Source organism: Nocardiopsis sp. NPDC006832, from assembly GCF_040635885.1.
Classification (GTDB): domain Bacteria; phylum Actinomycetota; class Actinomycetes; order Streptosporangiales; family Streptosporangiaceae; genus Nocardiopsis.
This window is the reverse complement of the sequence record NZ_JBEYLC010000005.1, coordinates 31,397-57,432: the sequence shown is the minus strand read 5'-3', so window position 1 is coordinate 57,432 and position 26,036 is coordinate 31,397. Positions and strand designations below refer to the sequence as shown.

21 protein-coding genes are annotated in these 26,036 nt (G+C 70.1%); 8 read left to right on the top strand and 13 right to left on the bottom strand.

Going from position 1 to position 26,036, the window contains the following annotated elements; all coding sequences use genetic code 11:
• Window positions 1-64: 64 nt before the first annotated feature.
• The 3 genes from ABZ717_RS03925 to ABZ717_RS03915 all read right to left on the bottom strand — a co-directional run bounded on the left by ABZ717_RS03925 (window position 65) and on the right by ABZ717_RS03915 (window position 5,600).
• Window positions 65-2,905, bottom strand: a complete 2,841-nt coding sequence (locus ABZ717_RS03925; RefSeq protein ID WP_358505175.1) for a penicillin-binding transpeptidase domain-containing protein — start codon at window positions 2,903-2,905, stop codon at window positions 65-67.
• A gap of 384 nt (window positions 2,906-3,289) precedes the next feature.
• Window positions 3,290-4,636, bottom strand: a complete 1,347-nt coding sequence (locus tag ABZ717_RS03920) for an FAD-dependent oxidoreductase (protein WP_358505426.1) — start codon at window positions 4,634-4,636, stop codon at window positions 3,290-3,292.
• 280 nt (window positions 4,637-4,916) lie between these two features.
• Entirely contained in the window at window positions 4,917-5,600 is a 684-nt protein-coding gene (locus tag ABZ717_RS03915; RefSeq protein WP_358505172.1) for a lysophospholipid acyltransferase family protein, read from the bottom strand.
• A gap of 225 nt (window positions 5,601-5,825) precedes the next feature.
• On the opposite strand from ABZ717_RS03915, the gene ABZ717_RS03910 reads away from it, so the two are divergent.
• Window positions 5,826-6,485 (top strand): cyclase family protein, encoded by a 660-nt coding sequence (locus ABZ717_RS03910; protein ID WP_358505169.1) that lies wholly within the window; start codon window positions 5,826-5,828, stop codon window positions 6,483-6,485.
• A 23-nt stretch (window positions 6,486-6,508) separates the two neighbouring features.
• On the opposite strand, the gene ABZ717_RS03905 is transcribed toward ABZ717_RS03910, so the two are convergent.
• The 3 genes from ABZ717_RS03905 to ABZ717_RS03895 form a co-directional block, all read right to left on the bottom strand.
• Window positions 6,509-8,596, bottom strand: coding sequence for an FUSC family protein (locus ABZ717_RS03905; protein ID WP_358505423.1), 2,088 nt, complete (start codon window positions 8,594-8,596; stop codon window positions 6,509-6,511).
• A gap of 99 nt (window positions 8,597-8,695) precedes the next feature.
• Window positions 8,696-9,898: a hypothetical protein gene (locus tag ABZ717_RS03900; protein ID WP_358505166.1), complete on the bottom strand. Its 1,203-nt coding sequence runs from the start codon at window positions 9,896-9,898 to the stop codon at window positions 8,696-8,698.
• A gap of 151 nt (window positions 9,899-10,049) precedes the next feature.
• Entirely contained in the window at window positions 10,050-10,592 is a 543-nt protein-coding gene (locus tag ABZ717_RS03895) for a GNAT family N-acetyltransferase (protein WP_358505164.1), read from the bottom strand.
• Between the two features lie 311 nt (window positions 10,593-10,903).
• Between ABZ717_RS03895 and ABZ717_RS03890 the strand changes: the two genes are divergently transcribed.
• Entirely contained in the window at window positions 10,904-11,833 is a 930-nt protein-coding gene (locus ABZ717_RS03890; RefSeq protein WP_358505160.1) for a LysR family transcriptional regulator, read from the top strand.
• Window positions 11,834-11,867: 34 nt separating this feature from the next.
• Here the strand turns inward: ABZ717_RS03890 and ABZ717_RS03885 are convergent, their stop codons facing one another.
• Window positions 11,868-12,803 carry a LysR family transcriptional regulator gene (locus ABZ717_RS03885; protein WP_358505156.1) on the bottom strand — a complete coding sequence of 312 codons (936 nt, stop codon included), beginning with the start codon at window positions 12,801-12,803 and terminating at the stop codon, window positions 11,868-11,870.
• A gap of 71 nt (window positions 12,804-12,874) precedes the next feature.
• On the opposite strand from ABZ717_RS03885, the gene ABZ717_RS03880 reads away from it, so the two are divergent.
• Window positions 12,875-13,918 (top strand): EamA family transporter, encoded by a 1,044-nt coding sequence (locus ABZ717_RS03880; RefSeq protein ID WP_358505153.1) that lies wholly within the window; start codon window positions 12,875-12,877, stop codon window positions 13,916-13,918.
• Here the strand turns inward: ABZ717_RS03880 and ABZ717_RS03875 are convergent.
• Entirely contained in the window at window positions 13,915-14,247 is a 333-nt protein-coding gene (locus ABZ717_RS03875; RefSeq protein WP_358505150.1) for a transcriptional regulator, read from the bottom strand. The two genes, ABZ717_RS03880 and ABZ717_RS03875, sit on opposite strands and share 4 nt — an antisense overlap.
• Window positions 14,244-14,693: a hypothetical protein gene (locus ABZ717_RS03870; protein ID WP_358505147.1), complete on the bottom strand. Its 450-nt coding sequence runs from the start codon at window positions 14,691-14,693 to the stop codon at window positions 14,244-14,246. Before ABZ717_RS03870 ends, ABZ717_RS03875 begins: the two co-directional genes overlap by 4 nt.
• Before the next feature lie 129 nt (window positions 14,694-14,822).
• Between ABZ717_RS03870 and ABZ717_RS03865 the strand changes: the two genes are divergently transcribed.
• The 3 genes from ABZ717_RS03865 (at window position 14,823) to ABZ717_RS03855 (ending at window position 18,453) form a co-directional block, all read left to right on the top strand.
• Window positions 14,823-16,625, top strand: a complete 1,803-nt coding sequence (locus tag ABZ717_RS03865; protein WP_358505144.1) for a hypothetical protein — start codon at window positions 14,823-14,825, stop codon at window positions 16,623-16,625.
• Between the two features lie 47 nt (window positions 16,626-16,672).
• Entirely contained in the window at window positions 16,673-17,320 is a 648-nt protein-coding gene (locus tag ABZ717_RS03860) for an alpha-ketoglutarate-dependent dioxygenase AlkB (RefSeq protein WP_358505141.1), read from the top strand.
• 77 nt (window positions 17,321-17,397) lie between these two features.
• Window positions 17,398-18,453 (top strand): magnesium and cobalt transport protein CorA, encoded by a 1,056-nt coding sequence (locus ABZ717_RS03855; RefSeq protein WP_358505138.1) that lies wholly within the window; start codon window positions 17,398-17,400, stop codon window positions 18,451-18,453.
• A gap of 16 nt (window positions 18,454-18,469) precedes the next feature.
• Here the strand turns inward: ABZ717_RS03855 and ABZ717_RS03850 are convergent, their stop codons facing one another.
• Window positions 18,470-20,008: a hypothetical protein gene (locus tag ABZ717_RS03850; protein WP_358505135.1), complete on the bottom strand. Its 1,539-nt coding sequence runs from the start codon at window positions 20,006-20,008 to the stop codon at window positions 18,470-18,472.
• Between the two features lie 205 nt (window positions 20,009-20,213).
• Here ABZ717_RS03850 and ABZ717_RS03845 point away from each other — a divergent pair, with 205 nt between their 5' ends.
• Complete coding sequence (locus ABZ717_RS03845) at window positions 20,214-21,626, top strand: GH1 family beta-glucosidase (RefSeq protein WP_358505132.1); 1,413 nt, start codon at window positions 20,214-20,216, stop codon at window positions 21,624-21,626.
• Window positions 21,627-21,812: 186 nt separating this feature from the next.
• Window positions 21,813-22,379 carry a TetR/AcrR family transcriptional regulator gene (locus ABZ717_RS03840; RefSeq protein WP_358505420.1) on the top strand — a complete coding sequence of 189 codons (567 nt, stop codon included), beginning with the start codon at window positions 21,813-21,815 and terminating at the stop codon, window positions 22,377-22,379.
• Between the two features lie 27 nt (window positions 22,380-22,406).
• Here the strand turns inward: ABZ717_RS03840 and ABZ717_RS03835 are convergent, their stop codons facing one another.
• From ABZ717_RS03835 to ABZ717_RS03825, 3 genes are all read right to left on the bottom strand, one after another.
• Window positions 22,407-22,634, bottom strand: coding sequence for a hypothetical protein (locus tag ABZ717_RS03835; protein ID WP_067605165.1), 228 nt, complete (start codon window positions 22,632-22,634; stop codon window positions 22,407-22,409).
• 157 nt (window positions 22,635-22,791) lie between these two features.
• Window positions 22,792-25,056 (bottom strand): transcriptional regulator, encoded by a 2,265-nt coding sequence (locus tag ABZ717_RS03830; protein WP_358505129.1) that lies wholly within the window; start codon window positions 25,054-25,056, stop codon window positions 22,792-22,794.
• A 164-nt stretch (window positions 25,057-25,220) separates the two neighbouring features.
• Window positions 25,221-25,910: a TetR family transcriptional regulator gene (locus tag ABZ717_RS03825; protein WP_358505125.1), complete on the bottom strand. Its 690-nt coding sequence runs from the start codon at window positions 25,908-25,910 to the stop codon at window positions 25,221-25,223.
• Window positions 25,911-26,036: the final 126 nt, after the last annotated feature.

Below are 26,036 nucleotides of genomic sequence, written 5' to 3'. Positions count from 1 at the left end.
GAACCGGATTTCCAGTCCATCTCCCAGGGAGCGGATCACCGGGCGGGCCCTCGGCTCAGTACACCTAGAGCGCGTTGGTGAACTTCGCGGCCAGCGGACCGGCCACGGCCGAACCGCCTCCACCACCGTCCACCACCACGGCGAACGCCACGTCGCCCTTGTAACCGACCATCCACGCGTGGCTGGGCAGTTCGTCGTCCTCGTCGGCGTCCTCGGCGGTCCCGTACTCGGCGGTGCCGGTCTTGCCGTACACCTCGCCCTCGAAGTCGACGCCCTTGGCGGTGCCGTCGGTGACCACCGCGCGCATCATCGGCCGCAGCGCCTCGGCGTTGCCGATGGCGGTCGGCTCCGGCAGCTCCTCCGCAGCCGGTTCGGTCACCAGCACCGGGTGGCGCCATGAACCGTCGGCGACCGCCGCGGGCACCGTGGCCATGTGCAGTGGCGAGGTGAGGATCTGACCCTGACCGATGCCCTGCGCGCCCATCATGGTGGTGCTGTCCACCGGCGGGAAGCTCGGCTCGTGAGTGGCCACACCGATGTCCAGCGACTTGTTCATCCCGAACTGCTCGGCACTGGCCAGCAACGTCTCCGGGTTCAGGTGCTCACCGATCTCGTGCACCAGGGCGGTGTTGCACGAGGTCGCGAACGCCTCGGTCACCGACTGTTCGCCGTACTCGGCGTCGCCCGCGTTGCGGAACGGCCACCCGCCCAGCTCGTACTCCTTGGGGCAGTCCATCGTGGCGTCGGTGGACAGACCGTTGTCCAACAGTGCGCTGTAGGTGACGATCTTGAACGACGAACCGGGCGCGTACTGGCCCTCGAAGGCCCGGTTGAACCCACCGGGCACGTTCACCGCGGCCAGGATCTCCCCGGTGGAGGGGCGGATCGCGACCAACCCGGCCGGGTCGTCGGCGTCGATGATGGCGTTCGACGCCGCGTTCTGGACACCCATGTCGACGCTGGTGGTGATCGACTCGCCGTCGGACCCGTCCAGGGTCGCCAAGGTGTTCTCCTCGGTGGCCTCCAGCGAGTCGGGGTCCTCGGCCTCGGCGGCGTCCACCATCAGGATGGTGGTAGCGGCCTCACCGGCCAAGCGCTCCTCGTAGGTGCGCTGGAGCCCGCTCTTACCGACGGTGTCACCGATGTTGTAGGCCGGGCCCAATCTCTCGATGTCGTCCTCGTCGGCCTCGCCCAGCGTGCCGACGATCATCTGCAGCGAACCGGAGGTGTCCGGGGTGTCCAGCCGGGTGCCGTCGGCGGCGTGGATCTGGCCGCGCTCACCGAACACGGCGGTGCGGGCGAGCACCTGACCCTCGCCCAGCCCGGGGTAGGCGACCTCGGGTGAGAAGTCGACCCACCACTCACCGTCCTCGCGCACGAGCGGGAGTTCGCCCTCCCAGCCCCAGTCCGAGGCGTTGGTCAGCGACAACGTCACCTCGTAGGAGGCGCTGCCGGTGCCACCGTCGGTGACCGGTGTGCCGATCTCCACGTCGACACCGTCCACGCCCAGCCCGGCGTCGATCCCACCGAGGATGGCCTCGGCGTCGTCACCGGTGGTGACGGCGGCCAGACGGGCGAAGTCCTGCTCCTCCCAAGCGGCCTCGTACTCGCCGGTGGCCTCCTCGGGCTCGGGCAGGGTGTAGACGTACCAGCCCACGCCACCACCGATCAGGGCCAGCACGACCACGACCGAGGCCAGGGCGATGAGCAGCCCGCGACGGGACTTCTTCTTCGGCGGCCCGGCGTCGTAGGAGTCGTCGTAGTAGCCGTCACCGTCATCGGGGCCGTGCGGACCCTGGGGACCGCCGGGCCCGCCGGGGCCCTGGCCACCCGGACCGCTGTAGAGGTACTCGTATCCCTGACCCTGCTGGTCCGCCCGCGGGGCGGACCCCTCCTCGGGCCCGAGCGGGGCCGAACCCGGGTAGGGGGTGTCGCCCCCGTAGGTGGGCTGTCCGCGGTAGGGCGTCTCCCAGGACTCGATGGAGGGCTGTTCCGGGGTGGACCGTCCCGACCCTGCGTGCTGTCCCGATCCTGTGTGGGCGCCGGTGCTCGGCGCGCCCCACTGCTCCTGTACGGGTTCGACGGGGCCTCCCCGCTCGCCGGGGGCGGACTCCGCCTCCGGCGGGGTGCCCCACCGCTCCTCGCCTGCTCCGGAGGCCGACCGGTGCTCCCAGGAAGGACTCTGGGCGGGGCCGCCCCACTCTTCGGCGGGTTGTTCGGGGAAGGTCTCCTCGCCCCAGAGCCTGCGCGGGTCGCCGGCCTGTCCGCCGTATTCCTCCCACGCGGGCCGCTCGGGCGAGTCGCCTCGACCGCTCTGTGCTTGATCCCAGGACGCCTCGGGGGGCGGGGCGTTCCATGGCTCCGGTTCCGCGACGTGGCCGTGGTCCCAGCTGTCCTGACCGGAGGGTGGTTCGGGGGCCAGACCCCAGCCGGCGGCGCCGGGCTCGGGTTCGCCGGCGGAGGTCGGGCTCTCCCACACGGGTTCGGTGGAACCCTCCCGAGGCTCTTCGAAGCCGTCGCCCGGGGTGTCCCACGAGCTACGGTCGGCGGTGTCCCAGGAGTTCTCCGCGGGCCGTTCGCGATCTTGGGACACGGGATCGGTGGGGCTCACGTCCCAGGGGCGGGGACCGTGGTCGAGGGCCGGCTCGGCGACGCTCTCGCGGTCCTGGGTCTCACCGGTCTCCCGCGGCACTTCCCATGCCTCGGTGGCGGGCTCACCCGGCTCGGGGTCCGCGGGACGCGGATGCCCGAACCCGAAGCCCCCAGAGTCCTTGGGACGAGCCCCTGATGGCCGCTGGGGGATGCGATAGGGGTTCTCCGGGCGCGGCTGCAGAGCGCCGTCACCGTCCGACCGATCGTCGGGCGGTCCGGAGGAATCCGGCTGTCGGGGGGACCAATCGTCCACGCCTGACCGTCCTTCGTTGCGTTTCCGGGAGAGACCAAGATGCCCCACTCCCACTTCGGTGGGAGCGGGGCAAGAGGTTGATGGTCGGCATGGCGGTCGCCTCTCGGCGCGGGGCACAACGGGGCTCCTGGCCGTCCGGTCCGTCCCACCCCGAGGGGCGGGTGCCGGACGCGGTATTCCGCGAAGGCAATAGTTGAGGCCCGGGGGACACTTGCTACCACACCGACCAACAGTGACTCTAACCCATCGGTCCGGGCAGTTGTTCCACGAACCGGGAGAGAGCCGAATGTGCAATCTCACGGTGCCAGAAGCGCCAAGGGTGGGTAAAGGGCAAGGGCCGGTCCCGCAGAGGGGCGCGGGACCGGCCGGGAATCACGCGCGAGGCTAAGCCTGACGTGCGACGCTGGTCTGTTCCTCACGACTGAGCAGCTTGAGGCGCTTGCGGCCGCGTTCGGCGCCCAGCTCCTCCTCCTTGGCCTCGATGCGCTGCCAACCCTCCCAAGTGGTGTACTCGACACCGCGCTCGGTGAGCAGGGCCCGGAAGGAGACCGGGTCGGGCTCGGTGGCGGGGGTGAAGGAGTCGCGGTCGGCGACCAGGTTGGTGACGGTCTCCAGGGCGTCGCCCTTGGTGTGGCCGATGAGGCCGACGGGGCCGCGCTTGATCCAACCGGTGGCGTACACGCCGTCGATGGGGTTCTCGTCCAGGTCCAGGACCCGGCCCTCGGAGTTGGGGACCACGCCCCGCTCCTCGTCGAAGGGCAGGTCGGCCAGGGGCGAGCCCAGGTAGCCGATGGCGCGGTAGACGGCCTGGACCTCGGTGTCGACGAACTCGCCGGTGCCCTTGACGTTGCCGTCGCCGGTCAGCTCCATGCGCTCGGTACGGATCCCGGTGACCTTGTCCTCGCCCAGGATCTCGGCGGGAGCGTGCAGGAAGTGCAGGTGCAGGCGGCGCTCGGATCCGCGCTCGTCCCGGATCGCCCAGTTCTGCAGGACCTTGACGTTGGTCTTGACCTGGTTGGAGTCATCGCAGGCCTGGAGGCTGCCCTCGTCCATGTCGAAGTCCTCGGCGTAGACCAGGACCTCCACACCGGGCTGCTTGTCCAGCTCGCGCAACTCCATAGGAGTGGCCTTGCACTGGGCGATGCCACGGCGGGAGAACACGTGCACGTCGGTGATCTGCTTGGCGCGCAGACCCTCGTAGACGTTGTCGGTGATGTCGGTCGAGAGCAGGTCGTCGGCGTCCTTGGCCAGGATACGGGCGACGTCGACGGCGACGTTGCCCGCGCCGATCACCGCGACACTGGTGCCCTCCACGTGCCAGGAGGGGTTGACGTCGGGGTGGGAGTCGTACCAGAAGACGAAGTCGGCGGCGCCGTGGCTGCCGGGCAGGTCCACGCCGGGGATGTCCAGGGGTCGGTCGCGGTCGCTGCCGGTGGCGAAGACGACCGCGTCGTAGTGGCGGCGCAGGTCCTCCAGCTTCAGGTCCACGCCGTACTCGACGTTGCCGTAGAAGCTGACCTGGGGCTTGTCGAGGATCTTGTGCAGCGCACCCTGGATCTGTTTGATCCGGGGGTGGTCGGGGGCCACACCGTAACGGACCAGGCCGTACGGCGAGGGCAGCTTGTCGAGGATGTCGATGCTGACGGACGTGCCGCACGCGGACAGGGTCTCGTCCTTGGTGAGCAGGTCCGCGGCGTAGATGCCCGCCGGGCCCGCACCCACGATTCCCACTCGCAGTGGTCGCGTCATCGCACAGCTCCAAGTCTTCGCGCCAGGGTCGGACGCCATCGAAAGGTAAGGCTTGCCTAATCTATCCGGTGTGGCCACCGGGAAAACCCACTATAAGGGTAGGGAATTCTTCTCTCGCCGATGGGACAAGCGAGAGTGACCCGAGGGGCTCGTGTGCTCGAAAGCCAGGCCGGGGCGCGGATTCGAGCTTGAAAAAGGGCCCTCGACTTCGGGTCAACGTCTCGTCAAGGGCGAATGAGCCCCGGAAACTCTGTGGGGAAAATCACCCCTGTTCGAGCTCCGCCTTGACCGAGGCGGCGAACCGCGCCACCTGCTCCTGCCCGGACAGCTTGGCGATCGCTCCCATGATCGCGTCGGTCGCCTCCCGGCGGGGCTTGGCCTTGTGCGCCTTGTCCCGCCACGGCGACAGGTCCACCGGCTCGCCGAAACGGAGCCCCACCCGGTTGAAGGAGGGGACCTTGCGCCCCGGCGGCAGGATGCGCTCGGTTCCGGTCAGCGCGACCGGGACCACCGGCGCCCCCGTGGTCAGGGCCAACCAGGCCAGCCCGGTCTGTCCCTTGTAGAGGCGGCCGTCGGGAGAACGGGTGCCCTCGGGGAAGATGCCGAACACCTCGCCGCTCTCCAGGACGGCCAGGCTGTTGTCCATGGCCTCCTGGGAGCTCTGGCCGGGCCGGCGGTCCACCGAGAGCGGGCCCAGGGCCCGCAGGGCTCGCGCGATGATCCGCTTCACGAAGGTGCTCTCGTCGAACAGTTCCTGCTTGGCGATGAAGCGGACCGGTCGAGGGCAGGCCACACCGACGAAGAGGGGGTCGATCAGCGCCAGGTGGTTGACGGCCAGGATCACCGGGCCGCTCGTGGGGACGTGGTGAACGCCCTCCACGCGCTGGGGCCACACCATGCGGCTGGCGGGCGCGACGAGGGCCTTGGCCGCTCCGTACATTGACACGATGGAGTCGCCCCTTCTCGGCGGGTGAATCTGCTGTGGGGGTGCGCGGACGGTCGGGGGTCGACGGTCCGCCGCGGTGCCTACGAGCTTAGCGGGGGCCGGATGCCGTTCGATCGGGGTCCTCAACCCCTGTCGTGACCTGTGCCATGCGCGCTAGGGTCGTGGTCTAGACCTCTGGCCCGGTTCAGAGGCCCTCCTGACGGATACGAGCGAGGAAGCACAGCCATGCCGAAACTGGTCGACGTCAGCCACCAGATCACCGACGGAATGAGCACCTGCCCCGGGCTGCCCGAACCCGTGATCAAGGAGAGCACCACCGTCGCGGGCGGGGTCCCCGGGCACGGCGACAGTAGCGGCAGGGTCTCGATGGTCGGGGCGACCGGAACCTACGTCGAGATCCCCGCCCACCCCTACCGTGACGCCGCGGACCCCGCCGATCTGGACCTGGACCGGGTCGCTTGCCTGCCCGGGATCGTGGTCGACGCCACCGCTCGACGACGGATCGGACCCGAGGCCTTCGCCGGGCTGGACCTGCGCGGTCGCGCCGTTCTGCTCCGCACGGGCTGGGACCGGCATTGGCGGACCGAGACCTACGGCGGCCACGACCACCCGCACCTGACCGAGACGGCCGCCAAGACCTTGGTCCAGGCCGGGGTCACCCTGGTCGGCATCGACTCGATCGGGGTCGACGACACCTCGCCGGCCACCGAGGGGTCCCGTCCGGCCCAGGCCACCCTGCTCACCGCGGGGGTGCCGATCGTCAGCCACCTGTGCCTGCTCGACCGGCTGCCCGCCGAGGGGTTCACCTTCCACGCGGTCCCGGCCAAGGTGCGCGCGGTGGCGGCCTTCCCGGTCCGGGCGTTCGCGGTCCTCGACCAGGACTGAGCCCGGCGGGCCCGCCGAGGCCGCTACAGGTCGGCGTCCACGTCCCGCTGGGCGCGACGCTGTTCACGGTGGGCCCGCCGCTCGGCCTCCTGTCGGGCCGACCTCTCGTCCTGGGCCACCGCGGTCGTCATGGCGGTGGCCAGCGCCCGCAGTTCCATGTTGATGCGCGGGTAGGCGGGCAGCCTGGGCAGCGCGCCGAGCCGCGGGGTCCGCCGTTCCTCCATGGCCGAGATGAGTTCGCCGAACGCCAGGTCCACGCGTTGCAGGGTGATGACGCCGACCGGATCGGGGCCGCGGTCCTGGGAGAGCGCGGCCAGCGCCAGGTAACCGATGCGCTGGGTGGCCACCACCACCGGCCACAGCGGTCGGGTGGAGGCCGCCCGGGGCGCGTCGCCGAGGGCGCTCTCGTACACACCCCGCAGGCTCACCGTGGCCGCGCGCATGTCCCTGCGTAGCCGGTACCGGTGCTCCTCGGTGATCTCCGAGTCCTGGTCCAACACCGCCATCATGCACTGGCGGGTGCGCTCCAGCACACTGGAGATGGCCTGTGGCAGGCGGGTCGCCGAAGCCTTGCGCCACAGCAGCAGCGCCCCGGCCAGACCGAACACCGAACCCACCACGGTGTCGATGAACCTGGACTCGGCGAGGTCGGCGAGGGGTGCCGGTTGGGCCGTGTAGGACAGCATCAGCGCCATCGGGGTCAACACGATCGAGGCGTAGAAGAAGTTGCGGGCCACCACGAGCTGCGTGGTGCCCTGGAACAACCCGGCCAGGATGATCACCACGGCCAGCGGTGGGTTCAACATGAGCAGTCCCACCCCGGCCAGCACACCCAGCAGGGTGCCCAGGGAGCGCTGCACCGAACGGTTGAAGGCCAGGGCCACGTTGCCGGCCTGCAACACGGAGGTGGTCGTCAGCGCCACCCAGTAGTAGTGGTCCAGCCCCATCCATAGACCGAACATCCCGGCGGCGGTCACCGTCAGCCACATGCGCAGCGCGGTGGGCCGGATCAGGGACTCCGAACTCAGGCTGGAGCGCAGGGCGCTCGCCAGGGCCGGGTAACGCTCGTCGTGCAGGCCGGCGGAGCGATGGTCGTCCTCGACGTCCTCGTCCTCGGCGCTACGACGAGCGGTCTGGGCGGTCCTGGTCAACAGGCCGTAGAGGCGGGACTCCAACGAGCGTGGCCGCATCCCACGGCGCAACTCGTGCAGGGACTCGGGGTCGGGGGATTGAGAGGGGTCGGCGACGGCCGGTGCCAGCCGCTCGGCGAATTCGGCGGCCTGGGCCGGCAGGGGCGTGGTTCGGGCGATGCACACCTGGGTCGCGGCCAGATGGACGTCGGAGACCCAGCGCAGCAGCGCGCGCAGGCGGGCCGCCTCGGGGGTGGGGCTGTAACCCCGGGTCTGCCCCAACAACACGATCCGCCAGGCCTCGGCCACCGCCACCGAAGCCTGGTGCTGGGCGTGGTCGAGTTCGGGCGTGCCCACGGAACGCAGCAGGGCGGCCAGTTCCCGGAAGGCTTCGGCCACCGCGTGGTATTCGGGACGACGGGACCGGAACGGGGCACCGGACATCGAGACCGTCCAGCCCACCGTGGCGCCCAGCGCGGCGATGAGTGCGTGCAGGGGGACCTCGGCGACCCCGCCGGGGGCGATGGTGGAGATGGTGGCGACAAGGACGAAGAACATCGGTCCGGGCTTGTCCACCCGCCAGGCCGCGCAGACCCATGTGCTCACGCCGGCGGTCAGACCGATGGAGGCCACCGCCGCCCAAGGGGACAAGGACGAGGCCAGGGAGTTGAAGGTCACCGCGGCGACGAAACCCAACCCCACCAGGGCGAGGGCGGCGGCGCGGTAGGAGTAGGGCGTCTTCTTCTCGTACAGGACGGTCATGGACCCGAGCGCGGCCAGGGTGCCGAGCTGGGGGCCGAAGAGCATCGTGGCCAGGGCGAAGGAGACCGTCATCGCCACGGTGGCGTGCACCGCGGTCCGCCACGCCCAGTGCCCCGCCTCCAGGCCGAAGAGCGCCCGAAGGTCCATTCGGGGGCTGGGGCGATCGCCGATGGTCGCACGCCGGGGAGCTTGGTCGGACCGACCATCGCCCAGCGGCATCGGGCCGGTTTCACCAGTGGTTCCCAGATCTCGCACGGCCACCATCCTAAGCCGAATAAAAGGTGCAAAAGGGGACGTAAGTCATATGAGGGGGTGGGCTCAGGCGGATCCCGCCTCCTCGCGAGCGCGCTCCCTCAGGGAATCGAGTTCCGACTCGGCCCGCTCGGCCCGCTCCAAGGCGAGGTCACGAGCCTCCTCGGCCACCGACAGCCGTGCCGTCCCGGCCTCGCGCGCCTCGTTCAAGGTCAGCTCGGAGTTGCGGCGCTGGGACTCCGACTCCGCGGCCAGACGTTCGCGTTCGGCGTTCGCCCGTTCCAACTCCGCGGTCAGGCGCGCCCGCTCGGCCTCGGCGGCCGCGCGGTCCGACTCCGACCGCTGATGGGCACGCTCCAACTCGGTGTCGAACCGGGACCGCTCCGCCTCCAGGTCCCGAGTGGCCCGGTGGGTCCGATCCTCGGCGGCCTCGGCGCGGGCGCGGGCCTCCCGCGCGGCCAGATCGGCCTCCTCACGCAACCGGGACTGTTCGTTGAGCTCGGCCCGTGCCCGCTCGAACTCGCCACGTGAGCGGTCCAGACGCAGCGCGGCCTCGGTGCGCTCACGCTCCAGGTCGGCGCGGGCGCGTTCGACGGTGTCGGCGATCCGACGCTCGGCGGCGGCCAACCCGGCGTTGGCCTCGGCCACGGCCGCGTCGCGCTCCAGCCCCGCGGCCCGGGCGGACTCCGCCGACCGGTCGCGCTCGGCCTCGGCGGCGTCCCTACGACCCAAGGCGTCCTCGGCCATGCGCTCGGCGTCCTGGGTGTCGGCCACCGCCGCGGCGGTGGCCTCCTCGGCGGCCCGCCTGGCCGCCTCGGCCTCACGGCGACGGTTCTCCGCCTCCAACCGTGCGGAGTCGGCCTCCGAGACCCTGCGCGCGGACTCCAGACGGGCCGCCTCCACCTGGGCCTCGGCTGCCGCGGGGTCGGACATCGTCGTGAAGGCCTCGGTGGCCGCGGTCAGGGTCGCTCCGAGCTGTTCGGTCTGCACGGCGAAGCGGGTGAGCAGGTCGTCGGCGCGCAGCCGCGCGGCGGTCACGGGCTCGGCGGCCTGCGGGGTGGTGGCGGGAGCGTGTTCGCGCTGTTCGGCGAGGGCCTCGCTCTGGGCGTTCTCCGCCTCCTGGGCCAGCCGCTGGCGTTCTTTCCAGGCCCGCCACCGCGTGTGTTCGGGCAGGTCGCAGTATTGCGGCGGACGTCCGGGGGCGGTGCCGCGAGGGACCGGTCGGGTACAGCCGGGAAAGACACAGGTGTTCGAGTCGGAGGAGGCCACGGGGCGAGCGTAGCGTCTTCGGCCTTCGAGCCGCCGGGGTGTGTCGCCGGGGTCCGACACGGGGAAGCCCCCGCGCGGGACGTGGGTATGACCGCGCGGGGGCCGGTTCGAGTCGCCGACCCGAAGGGGAGGCCGGCCAGGTGACCTTTGGTCAGTCGTGGGCGCCGAAGCCGTCGACGCGGCACACCATGGTGGTGACGAAGGGCCGAAAACCCTCCTGCTCCAGGAACCGGATGTCCTCGGAGGCGGTGGCCATCGCGGAGAATTCGATGTCCCGCACGTTCATGGCGGCCAGCTGTCGGCGGACCTCCTCCAGGAGCTTGGAGCCCACCCCGGTGCCGGTGTACTCGGGGTCGATGGCGAAGGTCTGCACGACCGCGACCTGTGCGCCCCGGTCCCAGCTGCCCTGCGCGTTCTCGCGGAGGGTCACCATCGCGTACCCGGCCAGGTCGCCCTCGTTCTCGGCGAGGATCGCCATGGTGTCGGGATCGGACATCCAGGACAGGTACTGGGCGCGACGCCGACGCCAGGACTCGTCCAGGCTCACGGCGCTGATGATGTCCTCCAGGTGCGGGGCGGTCACCGTGTGCTGCTGGTGGAGTGCGCCCCACAGGTCCGCGAGCTCCTCCACCTCGTGGGCGCCGAGGTAGCGAAAACCGAGAACACCGATGTTGTTCGGTCGAGGTTTGGTCATCAGCGAATTTTGCATTTTCTTCTCACCCGTTCCACCAGCTTGGGCACTGGAAGCCTGGAAGCCGCCCGATGCGGATTCGTGGTTGAGCTGTGAGTCTGACTGTACGTGCCGGTAATGGAAGGGGAAGGCGCGACACGTGGAAAAACCACGCGCGGCATCGCTAATCGAGAAAAAATACGAATCTTTCCTATGGAGGTATTGCGGGAGTGTGGCGTGTTCGGTGGGGTCGTGTGCAGCGAATCACCCGCAAAGAACCCATGATCGGATCGAAATCACATCGAAACCTTAGGGCCCTGCCATAAATTGGGTTCATGATCGATGTCCGACGTTTGCAGCTCCTCCAGGCCCTCGACCACCACCGCACGGTGGCCGCCACCGCGGAGGCGCTCAGCGTCACACCTTCGGCCGTCTCCCAACAGTTGGCCGCCCTGGCCAAGGAGACCGGTGTCCCGATGGTGGAACGCCAGGGCCGGCGCTTCCTGCTCACCGGGGCCGCGCGCGTGCTGCTCAAGCGGGCGCACGTGATCTTCGCGGAGATGGAACGCGCCACCGCCGACCTCGCCGAGTACTCCGACGGGGACCGCGGCGTCGTTCGCGTCGGCTCCTTCTCCACCGCCATCAGCGACCTGGTCGCGCCCGCACTGGCTCGACTGCGCGACAGCCACCCCGGGTGGAGCTTCGAGGTCGTGCAGGCCGAGCCCGAGGAGAGCGCCGAGATGGTGCGCTCGGGCCGCCTGGACGTGGCCGTCACCATGTCCTCCAGCCACCTGCCGTCCGCGGGGGACCCGGACTTTCGCACCGACCGGGTGATGGTCGAGCTCTTCGACGCGATCCTGCCCTACCAACACCCCCTGGCCACCCGCACCAGCCTCCACCTGGCCGATGACCTGGCCGACGAGGGCTGGATCCTGTCCGGGCCGGGCACCGCCTGGCACGCCTGCGTGACCGCCGCCGCCAACCAGGCCGGATTCCAGCCGCACGTGCTGCACACCGTCGACGACTTCAGCGCCGTGTTCTCCATGGTCCAGGCGGGTCTGGGCGTCGCCCTGATGCCCCGTCTGGCCTGGACGGGTCTCAACCACCCACAGATCGTCGTGCGCGGGGTGCGCGAGACCGCACGCCGGCACATCATCGTGCTCTCCCGGGCCGGGGCCACCCCCGAACCCCTGCTCGCCGCGGTCCGTGAGGCCGCGAGCAAGGTGCCGGTGCCCTCGGTGGGCCCCTTCGCGATCGCGGGCTGACCCGGCGGGCCCACCCCTTCCCCGACCCTCCTGATCACTCCGCCGTCGTGGACCACGGCAACGGTGGAACGTCGTCGAGTACGTCCTCGGCGGATTGGTGCAGATAGGCGGCGACCACCCGGATCGGTCGCCAGGACCAGCCGCCGGTACGCCCGGCCAGGTACACCTGTCGCACCCCGCCCAACTCGCCGAGGGGTGCGTGGGCCACCCCGCGCCGGGTGGCCGTCGACAGTCGGGGCACCACGCCCACGCCCAGCCCGGTGGCCACCAACTCCTCGAACAGCTCCAGGGTGTCGATCCGGTGCACAATCCGCGGAGTGAACCCCGCGTCGGCGCACATCCGGTGCACCAGGGCCTCCTCGTCTCCCCGGTAGGGGCTGGCGATCCAGGCCGCGTCGGCCAACTCACGCAGGCGCCGACGGGTGAGGGTGCGGCTGTCCGCCCCAAGAGAGGGCTGGGACAACAGCAGCCCCTCCGTTCCCACCGGATGCACCGTCAGCGTCCCCGGGAAACGTCGGGGGAGAAGACTGTACTGGTACACCACCCCCAGATCCGCCTCGCCATCCTGCAACAGCGCCAGCGCCTGCTCCGATTCGTACTCGGTCAGGTGGATGTCGATCCCCGGGTGATCACGGCTCAACCGGCGTAGCGCGGGCAGCACGATCGGCGCCGCCGAGGTGTACATGACCAGGTCGACGCGGCCCACCGGGTCGCCCTCACCGGCGAACTCGGCCCGGGCCGCCTCCACCCGGGCGAGGATGTGCACCGCGTGTTCGGCGAGCCTGCGCCCGGCCGGGGTGAGCCGTACCCGGCGTCCGTCGGGGGCGAGCAGGTCCACCCCCGCCTCCTTCTCCAGAACGGCGAGGTGCTTGGAGACCGCCGAGGTGCTCATGCCTGTGACCTCGGACACGGCCGCCATGGTGCCGAGCCGGTCCAGTTCCACGAGGAGACGCAGACGCGTGAAATCCATCCACCGAAACTACATGGTCCATCAACCATGAGTTCGTGGACAGAAACGAAGAGCTTGGATCGAATGATCGGGTGATCCGCTCATTCCTCCCCTCATTCAGCCCTGCCCGCTTCCGGGTCCCGGCTCCGCTGATGCTGCTCATCGGCATGTTCACGCTGCACACCGGCAGCGCGCTCGCCGTCACCGCGTTCGAGCACGCCGGGCCCGCCACGGTCACCTGGCTCCGCCTCAGTTGGGCCGCGGTACTGCTGCTGGCGATCGGTGGTCGCCCTCTGTGGCGGGCCGTGCGCGCTGCGACCCGGCGTGAGCTGGGTGCCGTGGTGATCCTGGGCACAGCGAGCGCGGGGATGATGATGTTCTACTCCGAGGCGACGGCGCGGATCGAGCTGGGCACCGCCACCTCCATCGAGTTCCTCGGAACCCTCGTGGTGGCCGTGGCCGCGATGCGCAGACGTCGCGAACTCGTGTGGATCGTCGCCGCCGTCGTCGGCGTGGTGTGCCTGACCCGTCCCTGGCACGGCGACCTCGACCTGGTCGGTGTCGGTTTCGCGCTCGCCGGCGCGGTCTGCGTGGTCGGCTACATCATCCTCACCCAGAAGGTCGGCGCGGGCTTCGGCGCCGTCCATGGGCTGACCCTGTCGATGGTGGTCGGCGCGCTGGTCACCGCCCCGCTGGGCGCCCCGGCCGTGATCGCCGAACCGAACCTCGAACTGATCGGGTTCACCCTGCTCATCGCCCTGCTGTTCCCGATGGTGCCGTTCCTGCTGGAGATGATCGCCCTGCAGCGGATGAGTCGGACCGGCTACAGCACCTTCTCCAGTCTGGAGCCGGCCGTGGCCCTGGTGATGGGCATGATCGTCATCGGTCAGGCGCCGGTCACCGTCCAGCTGGTGGGTATGGGGTTGGTGGTGATCGCCGGTATCGGTGCGGCGCGCGGGGACCGTGGTTCCAGGCCGGCCGTCCCAGAGAAGAAGGTGGTGCGCGAGCGCCGGGTCCGAACGGGTCCGGGGGTGAAGGACGGCGCCTCCGGGCCGCACACCCCCGCACACGCCGAGGTCCTCGATCCTGAAGGGTTCGAGGACCGGGAGCCGGTGCGCGGGGTCACCGCGGCCTAATCGCCTTCTCGATCGTCCTTGGACGGGGGGAACGTCATCCCGTCGGCGATGTCGCGCAGCGCCCGCACGTGCTGGTCGAACGCCCTGCGCCCCTGCGAGGTCAGCGTGAGCGAGGTGCGGGTACGCCGACCCACCCGGAACTTGCTCACCGCGACGTACTCGGCGTCCTCCAGAGTGGATATCTGCTTGGACAACACCGAGTCGCTGACCTCCACCAGGTCGCGTAGGACGCGGAACTCGATGGTGTCGGCCGAGGCCAGTGCGGCCACGACGGAGAAGCGGACGGGGGAGTGGATGACCTCGTCCAGTCGAACGCGTGGATGGTTCACTTCGTGTTCCTGCTGCGACGCAGGGCGATCAGTCCGGTGACCGTGGTCGGCAGGGCGCTCAGCACCGCCATCGGGGCCCACCAGAGCAGGTCTCCGGGGAAGACGTACATGCCCACGAACAGGGCGACGCCGTAGATCACGCCCCAGGCGGCGATGCCCCACGCGTGCAGTGGGCCGTACCCCAGGGGCTTGACCGGCTGTCGCGCCGAGTAGACGCTCAGCAGGCAGATGATCGTCACCGCCACCACACTGGCCACCAGCGATCCGACCGCGGAGTTGGTGATGCCCAAGGACAGCACCAGTCCCAGGCTCACCATCCCGTAGGCGATTCCGTAGAACGCGTACCAACCGCCCATGGGGCGGACCCTCTCGTTCAAGTTCTGGGCCTGTTCCAGTGCGTCCCAGGCATCTTCCCTGCGCATGTGCACGCCTTCCGTGGTCGTCATGTTTCTATGTTGGCATTGACTTTCCAGTCTGGCAAGTAATTTCCACGAAGAAACCTACCGGGGCATGGCACGTCCCACGTTCCCGAGAAGCACGCGCCCGGCGCCGAATGCACTAACTTGGTGCGAATCATGGCCGAGACAACTGACCTCGAACTCCTGCGTGCCCACGAACCGGTTCTCGTGTGCACCAAGGGCGAACTCTTCTTCCCCACCGACGTGGACGCCTACGTCCGCAACTGCAGCCTCTGGATCGAGGAACCCGGCGGACGCGAGAGCGTCATCGTCCCCGTCGGAGAGCTCACCCTCGATCGCCTCGCGCAGGCCGAGGAGGAATGGCCGCGCCGGCACAAGCACCTGCGCTTCGTCCAAGAGGAGACCCTGCGCGAGGAAGCCCGACGCTTCAAGGGCATCGCGCGCTCGGTCATCCCCAAGAGCGGCCGTCTGGCCGCCGTGGGCGTGCTCGGCCGCGTCCTCGACATCCTGATGAAGCTGTCCCTGCTCATCCGCGGCGCGGTCCCCGGCGGAGTCACCTTCGCCGCCGTCACACGTTTCCGTGAGCGGGTCGACAACGGGGGCGCCACCTACTACGGGCGCGTCACCCGCGAGGGCGGCTACACCATCCTCCAGTACTGGTTCTTCTACGCGATGAACGACTGGCGCACCATCTACGGTGGGGTCAACGACCACGAGGCCGACTGGGAACGCGTCACCATCTACGTCGTGGAGAACCCCGACGGCACCACTCGTCCGGTCTGGGTCGGCGCCTCCTCGCACGAGTACCACGGCGACGATCTGCGCCGTTCCTGGCAGGACCCGGACCTGCACCGGGACGGGGACCATCCGATGGTCTACGTCGGCGCCGGCTCCCACTCCCACCAGATGCTGCCCGGCGACTACCTCATCCAGGTCGACCCGGCGATCCTGCGCGGCCTGGTCCGATTCTGGCGACGATTCACCAGCCGCCTCTTCCGAGCCGACAGCGCCATCAACCGGCACGGCATCGGAGTGCCCTTCGTCGACTACGCCCGTGGTGACGGCGAACGTCTGGGCCCCGGAGGGGACCGGGAGTGGAACGCCGTCCTCATCGACGACGAGACCTCCTGGGTCAAGGGCTTCCGCGGCCTGTGGGGGCGCGACACCGGCGACTTCTTCGACGGCGAGCGAGCCCCCAGCGGGCCCCGCTACGAACGCGACGGCACCATCCGCCGCTCCTGGGCCGACCCCCTGGCCTGGGTGGGGCTGCAGAAGGTCGCCCCCACCGAGTCCGCCGCCCGCGCCGAACTACGCGCCCATGTGCGGACCCTTGAGGGGAACGTGCGTGCCCACGACGCCGACATCCTTCGTCGCCGTGACGAACTGCGCCGGCTGGAGGCCGCGCGCCTGGTCCTGCGTCGAGAAGCCCAGTCCCGAGCCCTCGCCCACGAGTACCAGGAGCGGATCGAGGACCTGGAGGAGGAACTCGCGGAGGTCTACGAAAAGCGCGTCCTGACCGCGGACGAACGCGACACCCACCTGCGTGCCCTGGAAAGCGCCATCCCGCTGGTGCCCACGCCGACCGGGCACCTCAAGGCCCCGCACATGCCCTACGCCTCGGGGGAGCAGCAGTCCACCCGCTTCCTGTACCTGTGGGTGGCCCTGAGTACCCCGCTGCTGCTGATCTCGCTGGCGCTGACCCTGTTCCTGCTCGACGGTCAGATGACCCTGTGGGCGATGCTCGGCGTCGTGCTGTTGTTCGCCGCCATCGACTCCGTGGCCCGCCGCAGGTTCGTCCAGTACCTCACCGGGGTGGCCGCCCTGATCGTGATCACCGCGGTCCTACTGGGGGTGGTGATGGCCTTCGTCGCCGACTGGCGCATCGCCGTCACCGTCCCCATCGGCCTCATCGTCGTGGTGCTGTTGATCGTCAACATCCGCGACCTCGTCCGACGCTGAAGCCGAGCCCCGTGCGAGGCACGCCCGCACGGGGCACAATGGGGTCCATGGACGACGCCCTGTTCGGCTCCCCACCGGTGCACGTGGCGCCCGGAGCGGTCCACCTGCCCGGGAGGATCCCCCTGGACTCCCAACGCGAACTGCTCGAACGCTGCCGGGAGTGGTCGCGCGGACCCGCCGGGATGCGACGGCACGTCATGCCGCGCGGCGGGATGATGAGCGTCGCGATGGTCTCGTTGGGATGGCACTGGAAACCGTATTCCTACAGCCGCTCCCTGCCCGATGGGACCCCGGTTCGGCCCTTCCCCGACCTGCTGGGCGACCTGGCGCGAAGCGCGGTCGGGGAGGCCTATGGAGCGCCCCACGAGGGCGACCCCTACGACGTCGCGCTGGTCAACTTCTACGACGCCGACGCCCGCATGGGCATGCACCAGGACCGCGACGAACTCTCCCGCGCCCCCGTGGTGTCGGCCAGCCTCGGCGACACCTGTGTGTTCCGCTTCGGCAACACCGAGAGCCGCAACCGGCCCTACACCGACGTCGAACTGCGCAGCGGCGACCTGTTCGTCTTCGGTGGCCCCTCCCGGATGGCCTACCACGGGGTGCCCCGGGTGCGTCCCGGCACCGCCGATCCCGCGCTCGGCCTGCGTGGACGGCTCAACATCACCGTCCGGGCTTCCGGGATCGGCGACTGATCGGAGCGTGTCCTCCTGGCCGAAGGTCCCCGCCTTGGCCAGGATCGGGCGTGGGGAGAACCGAAGGAGGCCGACCCATGACCGAATCCGCGCCCGAGCGCATCATGGCCCTGGGCAGGAAGGACGCCGTCCTGCCCGTCGACGCGCCGTCCGGGGAACGCCGGATCCTCCTGTACCGGGAGGGGGAGCCAACGCGTGAGGTCGACGGCTTCACCGAGGTCGACGAGGCGATCGCCGCGGATCCCGCCACCGTGGCCTGGGTCGCGCTGAGCGAACCCAACCGCGAGCAGGTGGAGGAGGTCGCCGACCACTTCGACCTGCCCCACCTGGCGGTGGAGGACGCGATCGTGGCCCACCAACGGCCCAAGATCGAGACCTATGGAGACACCCTGTTCGTGGCCCTGCGCCCGACGGTCTACGACGAGGACCAAGAGAGATTGCAGGTCGGTGAACTCCATGTCTTCGGCGCCCCCTCCCTCGTGGTCACCCTCCGCCACGGGGTCGGGCCGGACCTGGAGCGGATCCGCGCCCGCCTGACGGAACACGCGGACCTGAGGGAGCGGGGCGCGCTCGGGATCGTCTACGCCGTCCTGGACCGCGTGGTCGACGACTACGCGCCCGCGGTCGCCGGACTCCAGGAGGACGTGGACGAGGTGGAGAACCAGGTCTTCAGCGAGGAGAAGGGTGTCTCACGGCGTATCTACCGCCTGATGCGCGAGGTCATCATCCTGCAACGGGCCGTGGATCCGCTCGGCGAGGTCCTGGACGAACTCACCGAGCGCTGGGAGCGATCGAAGGGGGAAACGCAAGGTGGACTGATCACCTACCTGCGCGACGTCGCCGACCACGTGTCCGCGATCCGCGAACGCGTGGACGGCTTCCGTCAACTCCTGCAGGACATCATGGCGGTGGAGAGCAGTCTCGTGGACCAGGCCCAGAACGAGGTGATGAGGAAGGTCTCCTCCTGGGGCGGCATCCTGGTGGTGCCCACGCTCATCTCCTCGGTCTACGGGATGAACATCGCCCCCCAGCCGGGCTTCCACTGGTTGTTCACCTGGCCGCTGACCTTGGCCGCCATGGCCATGGTCAGTCTCGTCCTGTACCTGATCTTCAGGCGCAACGGCTGGTTGTAGGGCCCGGGGGACGCACTCACGGGTTGAGCAGGCGGCGGATCTCCTTGAGGTCCTCGCCGGCCATGGCCTGGTTCCGCTCGGCCTCGGCCTGGTTCTCGTGCCACTCACGGACCGCCTTCTCGACCTGCTCGTTGATCCGGCGCAGCTCATGGGAGCGGACCTGCTCGGTATTCTCCCGTTCCTTGGTGGTGGAGCGGTAGGCCAGCCCGATGCCGCCCAGAGCGATCAGCGTCAGGAACCATAGGAAACCGTGCATCGTCAGCAGGGACAGGATCAGCAGCACGCCGGCCGTGGCCATCGTGATCCACAGCATGCTGCGGGAGTCGCTGCCGGGGGTGGCCGCGACCTCGGCCTTCTTTCGGGCCTGCTCCAGCTGTCCGCGGTCCGCTCCGGAGGCGGTGATGGTGACGGAGGTGCCCCGCAGCGTCACGCTGGTCCGGTCGGGCGCGGACTCGGTGGCCCGGGCTGCCAGCTCCTCGGCCCCCTCCAGCACGGCGCCGCGTTGCAACACCAGGGCGAAGGTCCGACGGTGCGGGGGCGCCTTCTCGGAGACCAGGTCGCGCTGGAGCAGGGTGCCGACCTCCTCGACGTTCTCGCCCCAGGAGGGCAGGACGATCTCTTCGCCGGATCCCTCGATCACCGCGCGCAGTCGGTTGGCCTCGGCGAGCAGGGGTGCCTCCTCCGGGCTGCCCTCCTCCACCAACAGGCGCAGGGTCTGCAGGAGGAAGTCGGCGCTGTCCTGGTCCGGCGCGAGCACCTCGGTGGGGCTGTCCTCCGCGCTGAGCGTGGTGACGCGGGTGACACGTTCGCGCACCTCGGACAGGCGGCGGGCCGCACCGGAACGCGCGGCGAGTCCGCTTTCGGATCGGGGCCCGCGGCCGGAGGGCGTGGTGGCGAACCAGGCCTCCACCTTCGGTGCTCGGACTCCCTGGGCCGACCAGTGGCGCAGGCTGGACAGCAGTAGTCGTTCGCGGGCGTCCTCGCCGAGGGAACCGTCGGCGCTCAGCAACCACAGGGCGCGCTGGCCGCGGGTGAGCCGGGTGCCCGGTACCGGGAGGTGGGGGAGGAGGTCGGCGGCCGTGTTCTCGCCGAGGGCGCGGGCGTGTTCGGCGCTGGTGAGCGCGGCGGCCAGGGCGCTGAAGCTGCGGGCGCGCTCGGGGTCGATCGCGGCGGCCTCGTCGAAGCGGACCCGTGCCCGGGCGAGGTCGCCGACGAGCAGGCAGTGCAGGCCTCGGGCCGCCGGGGCCAGCCAGTAGCCGGGCACGTCGTCGAGTTCGAGGCTTCTCGGCACGGAGCCGTCGATCATCTGCAGGGTGCGGTGCCGGGCGATGGCGGCGCCGTCGAACATGGTGAGGGTGACGCGCAGGTCGCTGAGTTCGATGAAGGCGTCCAGGGTGGCGGAGACCCGATCCAGTCGTTGTTCCAGGCCGCCCTTGAGCCGTCCCAGCTCCGAGCGCATGCGGCTGCGCTCACGGGCCATCTGTGAGTGTGCGCTGTCGAGACTCTCCTGTAGGTCACGGATGCGCACGTTCTGCGAGTAGTCGGTCCAACTCATGCCTTCGCCCTTTCTACGGCGCGCGGGGGACGCGGCGCGCTGGAGGTTGTGACGGTGCCGGGTCCGATCCGGTTCGGCGCGGTAGGTCTCGTCTCGGTAGCCTTTTCGACGTCACCCTGCGTGTTCGATCGAACGCGCGGTGGTGGTTGATCTTCGGGGTCGCGTGGATCACAATTGGGAGCGCTCCCAAAGGAGGGTGAACCCTATGGCCGGCCCGTACTCCCAGGCAGACCCCGTGCTTCCCGCAGAACTCCTCTTCGGCACCGCCACTGCCGCCTACCAGGTCGAAGGCGCCGCCGACGAAGGCGGTCGAGGTCCCTCGATCTGGGACACCTACTGCCGCACCCCCGGACGCGTCGCCCGAGGTGAGAGCGGCGACGTGGCCTGCGACCACTACCACCGCTATGGCGAGGACGTCGCCCTGCTCGCCGAACTGGGTGTGGACCTGTACCGCTTCTCGGTCTCCTGGCCGCGCGTGCAACCCACCGGTAGCGGCCGCCCCAACCCCGAGGGGCTCGCCTTCTACGACCGGCTGGTCGACACGATCCTGGGCGCCGGCATCGAACCCGTGCTCACGCTCTACCACTGGGACCTTCCCCAGGCCCTGGAGGACGAGGGAGGCTGGCGGGTCCGCGACACCGCGCACCGCTTCGCCGAGTACACCGCGATCGTCGCCGAACGCCTCGGCGACCGCGTCAACCGGTGGATCACCCTCAACGAACCCTTCTGTTCGGCGTTCGTCGGGCACGCCATCGGGCGCCACGCCCCCGGCACCAAGGAGGGCGCGCCCGCCCTGGCCGCGGCCCACCACCTGCTCCTGGCCCACGGCATGGCCGTCGGTGAACTGCGGGCCGCCGCCGCGGGGGAGGTCGGCATCACCCTCAACCCCGACCACCTGGTGCCCGCCACCGACTCCGCGGCCGACCACGCCGCGGTGGAGCGGGCTCGGACCCTGCACAACCGCACCTGGTTCGACCCCATCTTCACCGGTGCCTACCCCGACAACGAGAAGGAGGTGTGGGGCGCGCTCGCCGAGGGCGCCCACCGCGTCGAGGGCGACCTGGAGACCATCGGGCAGCCCCTGGACTTCCTCGGGATCAACTTCTACCGACCGATCATGCTGCGCGACGCCCCGCACGTCGAACCCGACCCGACCCGACGCACCGCCGTCGACATCGGTGTGGAACAGGTCCCCTACGAGGGCGTCCGACACACCACCATGGGCTGGCCGGTGGTGCCCGAGAGCTTCACCGACCTGCTCGTCGACCTGGACCGCCGCTACCCGGGCCTGCCGCCCATCCTCATCACCGAGAACGGATCGGCCGAACCCGACGCCCCCGACGACACCGGCCATGTGCGCGACACCGACCGCGTCGACTACCTGCGCGACCACCTGGCGGCGCTGGGCCGCGCCATCGAGGCCGGGGTGGACGTGCGCGGGTACTTCGTGTGGTCGTTGCTGGACAACTTCGAATGGGCCTATGGATACGACCGCCGGTTCGGACTGGTGCGGGTCGACTACGACCGGCTGGAGCGCCACCCCAAGGACAGCTTCCACTGGTACCGCGACTACCTGACCGCCCACCGGGCCGCGCGCGCGAAAGCCGACGGTGCCTGACCGGAACCCCGTTCCACAGGGGTGTCCCGGTGGCCAACGCCGTGTTGGCATCCGTTTCGATCTGGGGCAAGCTGGACTCCGTTAGTTACGCGAGGGCTGTGGGAGCCCATGACGGACGGATCGGGTATGACGGCGCCGCAGGATTCGAGTCCGGGGACCAGCGGGAGCCTGCGCGCCGCGCAGCGCATGCTCCAGCTGCAGAACAGCCTCGTGGAACTGCTGCGCACCAAGCCCTTCAGCCAGGTCACCTACAAGGAGATCACCGAGGGCGTCGACATCGACCGCTCCACCGTCTACCGCTACTACAACCACAAGAACCAGGTGCTCCAGGCGGCGGTGGACGTGCGCCTGACCGCGTTCGTCTCCCAGGTGGACCTGACGTTCGGGCGCATGGAATCCATCGACGGCTACATGGGACGTCTGGTCGACGGCTGGATCGAGCTGTGGCTGGAATCGGGCGCGCTGCTGGCGGCGGCCTCGGGGATGGGCGCGGAGCCCGGCCCTCAGCGGACATGGTGGCGTGGGCGCGTCGAACCGTGGATCGAAGCGGTCCGCGAGGCCATCGAGGTCGCCCGTTTCGTGGAGGAGCTGCCCAAGGACGGGCGCCCGGCCGGGCCCCTGGCCGAGATGACGGTGGGCATGTGCCTGTCCACCTTCAACAACGAGCTGACGGTCCCGCACGAACTCGAACACCGCACCATGGTGCGGGACCTGCTGCTGGACGCGATCCTGCGGACCATGGGCCGCCGGTAGGGGTCCGTGGGGGCGAGTCGAGTCGGGTCAGGCGCGCTGGCGGGCCACGTCCCCGAAGGCGCCCACGACCGCACCCAGGGCGAACATGGAGGCCTCGTCCTCGTCCATGTGCACGATGCCGGCGGGAACACGGACACGGTAGGGCTTGTCCTCGGAGGGGAGGATCTCCAGACCGTCGATGATCCCCTGCCCCTCCAGCATCAGGAGAGCCTCACCGACTCTCCCGGTGCGGTCTCCCCGCGCCCATATCGACATGCGTCTCACCCTAACTACGGCGTGTGGCCGACGGCGGAGCCGACCTCCCGGTCCGAGGTGGGCGACTGCGTACTCCAGTGTTATCACCGGCGGTGCAGGTGCACGTGCACGCTCTCGTGTGGATGGCCGGATCCGGCCACCCATCGGCTTTGTCGGTTCAAACCGCGCCCTTGGGGGAGCGTAGCGTCTCCGGGGCGATCGCCGACATCCAGTGCGGCCGGATCGTCCACCCCAGGAACACCGTCCCCCCGTTCGATTCTGGGGGTCGTCCCGCCACGGCCGCGCGCAGCCCGGCCACCACCGGGGTCAGGCGGTCGCGCACGTGGGACGGCTGCCGTTCGGACAGGTGCCGCATCCACTCCACGCTCGCCCGCTGTTCCTCGGGCGAGCAACGGGACAAGAGGAACACCGTCTGCCGCCAGGAGAACGCGGCGTTCTTCACGTGCGCCAAGACGTCGAAGACCCTCGGCAGGGTCTCGACCAGCCGCACCGTGTGCAGGTGCGCCCGGCGCGCCGCCTCGGCCCACCCGTCGGCGGGGCGGGCGCCGGACAGGGTCAGGGCCGCCAGGTTGTGCGTGGTCAGGATCTGGGCCTGCTCGATGATCATGCCGTTGCCGGGCACCGACCAGTCGGGGTCGCCGGCCCGTTCGACGCACAGGGCGGCGAAACCGGCCGGGTCGTGTTCGTCGTCCAAGGCGAGTACGCGGGCGGTGTCGATCCCGTAGTAGCGGGCGTACAGGCCATCACCCAGCAGGTCGGCGGCCACCTTGGCGGCCCGCACGAACTTGGCGGAGAAGTCGCGCATGAAGATGTCGGCGGCCAACTCCTCCACGAACCGCACCGGTGAGTCGGCGGTGCCGGCCAGCCCGTTGAGCTCGCGCACCAATGGATTGGGCGTGATGGTCCCCGGGAAACGGGTCAACGTCGTCTCGCCCAGACGGGTGATGAGGGTTCGGGCCGCGGACCGGCGCAGGTCGTCCGTGGCGTGGTGGGGAGCCGCCTCCCGGACCCAGGGCAGTTCCTCTCGCCGCACCTGCGAGGACAGGTTCAGCAGCAACAGGGAACGCCGCGCGGCGAACGCGCGGTGGTGCACGGCCACCAGCCGGTTCAGGGTCGGGTCCTCGATCGCGGCGGCCTCGGCGGTGGCGGCCAACGTGGGCACCAGCGAGGCCAGAACCTCGGCGGAGGGGATCAGCCCGCGTTCCACCAGGGTGTCCAAGGGGGCGATGACCGCCCGCTCCACCCGCTCTCGCAGGGGCGCCGGGATCGCCGTGGCCTCGGGGATGTCGAACTCTTCCTCCTCCAAGGGGGAGACCGGTGTCAGCACCGACTCGGGGTCGGCCAGCCCGGAGTTGGCGGCGAAGGCGGACAACCGATCCGACAACATGGTCGCGAACACGTCGTGGGTGGGCGGCGCCGCCTGCACGGCCTGGGCGGCGCGCAGGGCGGTGTGCTCGGCGGAACCGGGCACGCCCCGCTTGGCCACCATGGAGTCCACCGCGTGCCGGAGCAGGCCGCGTCGGCGTGTGCTCAGCCCTTCCTCGGAAAGGGCCTCGCGCAGCGCGGCGAGCAGGATCCCCAGGTTCTCCTTGGGATCACGGTGTTTGGAACACAGGGTGTGCTCGGCGGCCAGTCGTTCGTACTCCGCCAGCAGTTCGGCGCCGTGCGCCTTCCAGCCCTCGGTGCGGCGCGAGTCGACCACTTCGTCCTCGACCGTCTCCCACCAGTGCGCCAGGACCCGGTCGGCGAAGGGGTTCCACACGCGCAGCGCCTCGCGCTGGGTGGTCGGTCGAGGGGCGGGCTCACGGGCGGCCCTCTCCAACCCGGTGCGCACCTGCGCCACCGACCAGCGAAAGACCGATCCCTTGGGCAGGTCCACGGCAGGGGCCGGGCGCGGGGTCAGGCACAGCGACGCGGCGAAGGGGTCCAGGGCGCTCAGTAGCCGCAGGGCGGCGGCGGTGTCCCCGGCCCGTAGCAGCCACACCACGGTGAGCAGGGCGGCCTGTTCGGGCTGGTCGAGTTCATAGCCGCCGCTGTCGAGCAGCGCGCCCAGGTGGGCCAGCCCGGTCTCGGTCAGGTGATGGGAGTAGAGCGAGCCGCGGTCGGCCCTGAGCCCGTGCCGTTCGATGAGTTCGAGTTCGTGCGGGCGCAGCGGACCACCGGCGGCGGCCGCACCGGTGGCGAATCCACCGTGCACGACCTCGGGGGTGACCCACGCGGGCAGGTCCCGCACCGGGGTGCGCGACCCGATGGCCAGGGTGCCATCGCCCATGCCGCCCAGGACACGCAACCAGGACGCGGCACGCCGCTCGGCGGCCCGGCGCACGTCCGGGTCGTCGTGGGAGGCGGCGGTGCTCAGTGCCTTGGCGAGTCGGCTCGCGGGGTAGGTCCGGCCGACGTGGACGGGAGGTCGGTGTTCCATGCCGGTGCGGCGGGTTCCGCCCCCGCGCCCTCCCGGGCTAGAGCCGGGCGCTCTACTGCTGAGCTACGCACCGTGACGCCCCGTGGCGGGGCCTGCTCGCACACTAGCGTCCGTGTGGCGGGCGCGAAAGCCCTTATCCGTGGCTTGTGCGCCCGCACAGGTGTTCAGGAGCGCGTGGAACGCACGACCTCCGGCTCGCCCGGTTCCGGGACATCGGTGACGGGCGCGAGCCAGAGGCCGGTGAGGGCGTCGGTCAGTCCGACGGCGGCGCGGTTCCAGGAGTCTCGGCGCGTGTCCGTACCCTCACTCAGGGCGCGCTCGCGCTGTGCCAACGTCAAGAGCATGAGTTGCCGCGTCATGTCCTGGCGTTCGGCGCGGACCTCGTCGGGAAGGTCGGGCAGGCACGCGCGCAGCGCTTCCCCCACTCGGACGAGGGAGGAGCAGTCGAGGGCCTCCCGAGTCACGATCTCGCGCAGGGAGAGGTCGCTCATGACCTGGACTGTGAACCTCGCGTACCAGGAGGGCGTGCCCAGGTCGGCGAGGTGTTGGACGAAGGGTTCCACCATGCAGGAGACCCAGTCCCTGACCTCGGTGGAGCCGTCGACGCTCGCCACCATCCCAAGGCGGATCTCCTCGATCCCCTCGGTGTGCTTGCGCGCGATCGCGCGCACCAGAGCGGCCTTGGAGCCGAAGTGGTAAGTGACGGCGGTGTTGTTCCCCTGGCCCGCCGCCTGACCGATCCGACGGTTGGACACACCGGAGGGCCCGTGTTCGGCGATGAGTCGCTCGGCTGCGACGAGGATCCTCTCCTTCGTCGCGGAGACCCGATCCGATCTCGTCACCCTGTCGTTCATGGGATCCACCGTATCGACGTGCCCTTCCCCACCGCTCACTCCGTGCTCGGGAGGGACCTTCTCCCCTCTACAGTAAGACTAAGTCATGCACCTGACTTAAAGTTCGGGTGTCTTCGTGTGTTCGGA

Excerpts from the sequence above, each read along its gene's own strand:
- ABZ717_RS03910 (WP_358505169.1), top strand. The coding sequence starts at position 5,826 with ATGCCGAAACTGGTCGACGTCAGCCACCAGATCACCGACGGAATGAGC.
- ABZ717_RS03905 (WP_358505423.1), bottom strand. The coding sequence starts at position 8,596 with ATGCCGCTGGGCGATGGTCGGTCCGACCAAGCTCCCCGGCGTGCGACC.
- ABZ717_RS03895 (WP_358505164.1), bottom strand. The coding sequence starts at position 10,592 with ATGACCAAACCTCGACCGAACAACATCGGTGTTCTCGGTTTTCGCTAC.
- ABZ717_RS03890 (WP_358505160.1), top strand. The coding sequence starts at position 10,904 with ATGATCGATGTCCGACGTTTGCAGCTCCTCCAGGCCCTCGACCACCAC.
- ABZ717_RS03885 (WP_358505156.1), bottom strand. The coding sequence starts at position 12,803 with ATGGATTTCACGCGTCTGCGTCTCCTCGTGGAACTGGACCGGCTCGGC.
- ABZ717_RS03870 (WP_358505147.1), bottom strand. The coding sequence starts at position 14,693 with ATGACGACCACGGAAGGCGTGCACATGCGCAGGGAAGATGCCTGGGAC.
- ABZ717_RS03865 (WP_358505144.1), top strand. The coding sequence starts at position 14,823 with ATGGCCGAGACAACTGACCTCGAACTCCTGCGTGCCCACGAACCGGTT.
- ABZ717_RS03860 (WP_358505141.1), top strand. The coding sequence starts at position 16,673 with ATGGACGACGCCCTGTTCGGCTCCCCACCGGTGCACGTGGCGCCCGGA.
- ABZ717_RS03855 (WP_358505138.1), top strand. The coding sequence starts at position 17,398 with ATGACCGAATCCGCGCCCGAGCGCATCATGGCCCTGGGCAGGAAGGAC.
- ABZ717_RS03850 (WP_358505135.1), bottom strand. The coding sequence starts at position 20,008 with ATGAGTTGGACCGACTACTCGCAGAACGTGCGCATCCGTGACCTACAG.
- ABZ717_RS03845 (WP_358505132.1), top strand. The coding sequence starts at position 20,214 with ATGGCCGGCCCGTACTCCCAGGCAGACCCCGTGCTTCCCGCAGAACTC.
- ABZ717_RS03840 (WP_358505420.1), top strand. The coding sequence starts at position 21,813 with ATGCTCCAGCTGCAGAACAGCCTCGTGGAACTGCTGCGCACCAAGCCC.
- ABZ717_RS03835 (WP_067605165.1), bottom strand. The coding sequence starts at position 22,634 with ATGTCGATATGGGCGCGGGGAGACCGCACCGGGAGAGTCGGTGAGGCT.
- ABZ717_RS03830 (WP_358505129.1), bottom strand. The coding sequence starts at position 25,056 with ATGGAACACCGACCTCCCGTCCACGTCGGCCGGACCTACCCCGCGAGC.
- ABZ717_RS03825 (WP_358505125.1), bottom strand. The coding sequence starts at position 25,910 with ATGAACGACAGGGTGACGAGATCGGATCGGGTCTCCGCGACGAAGGAG.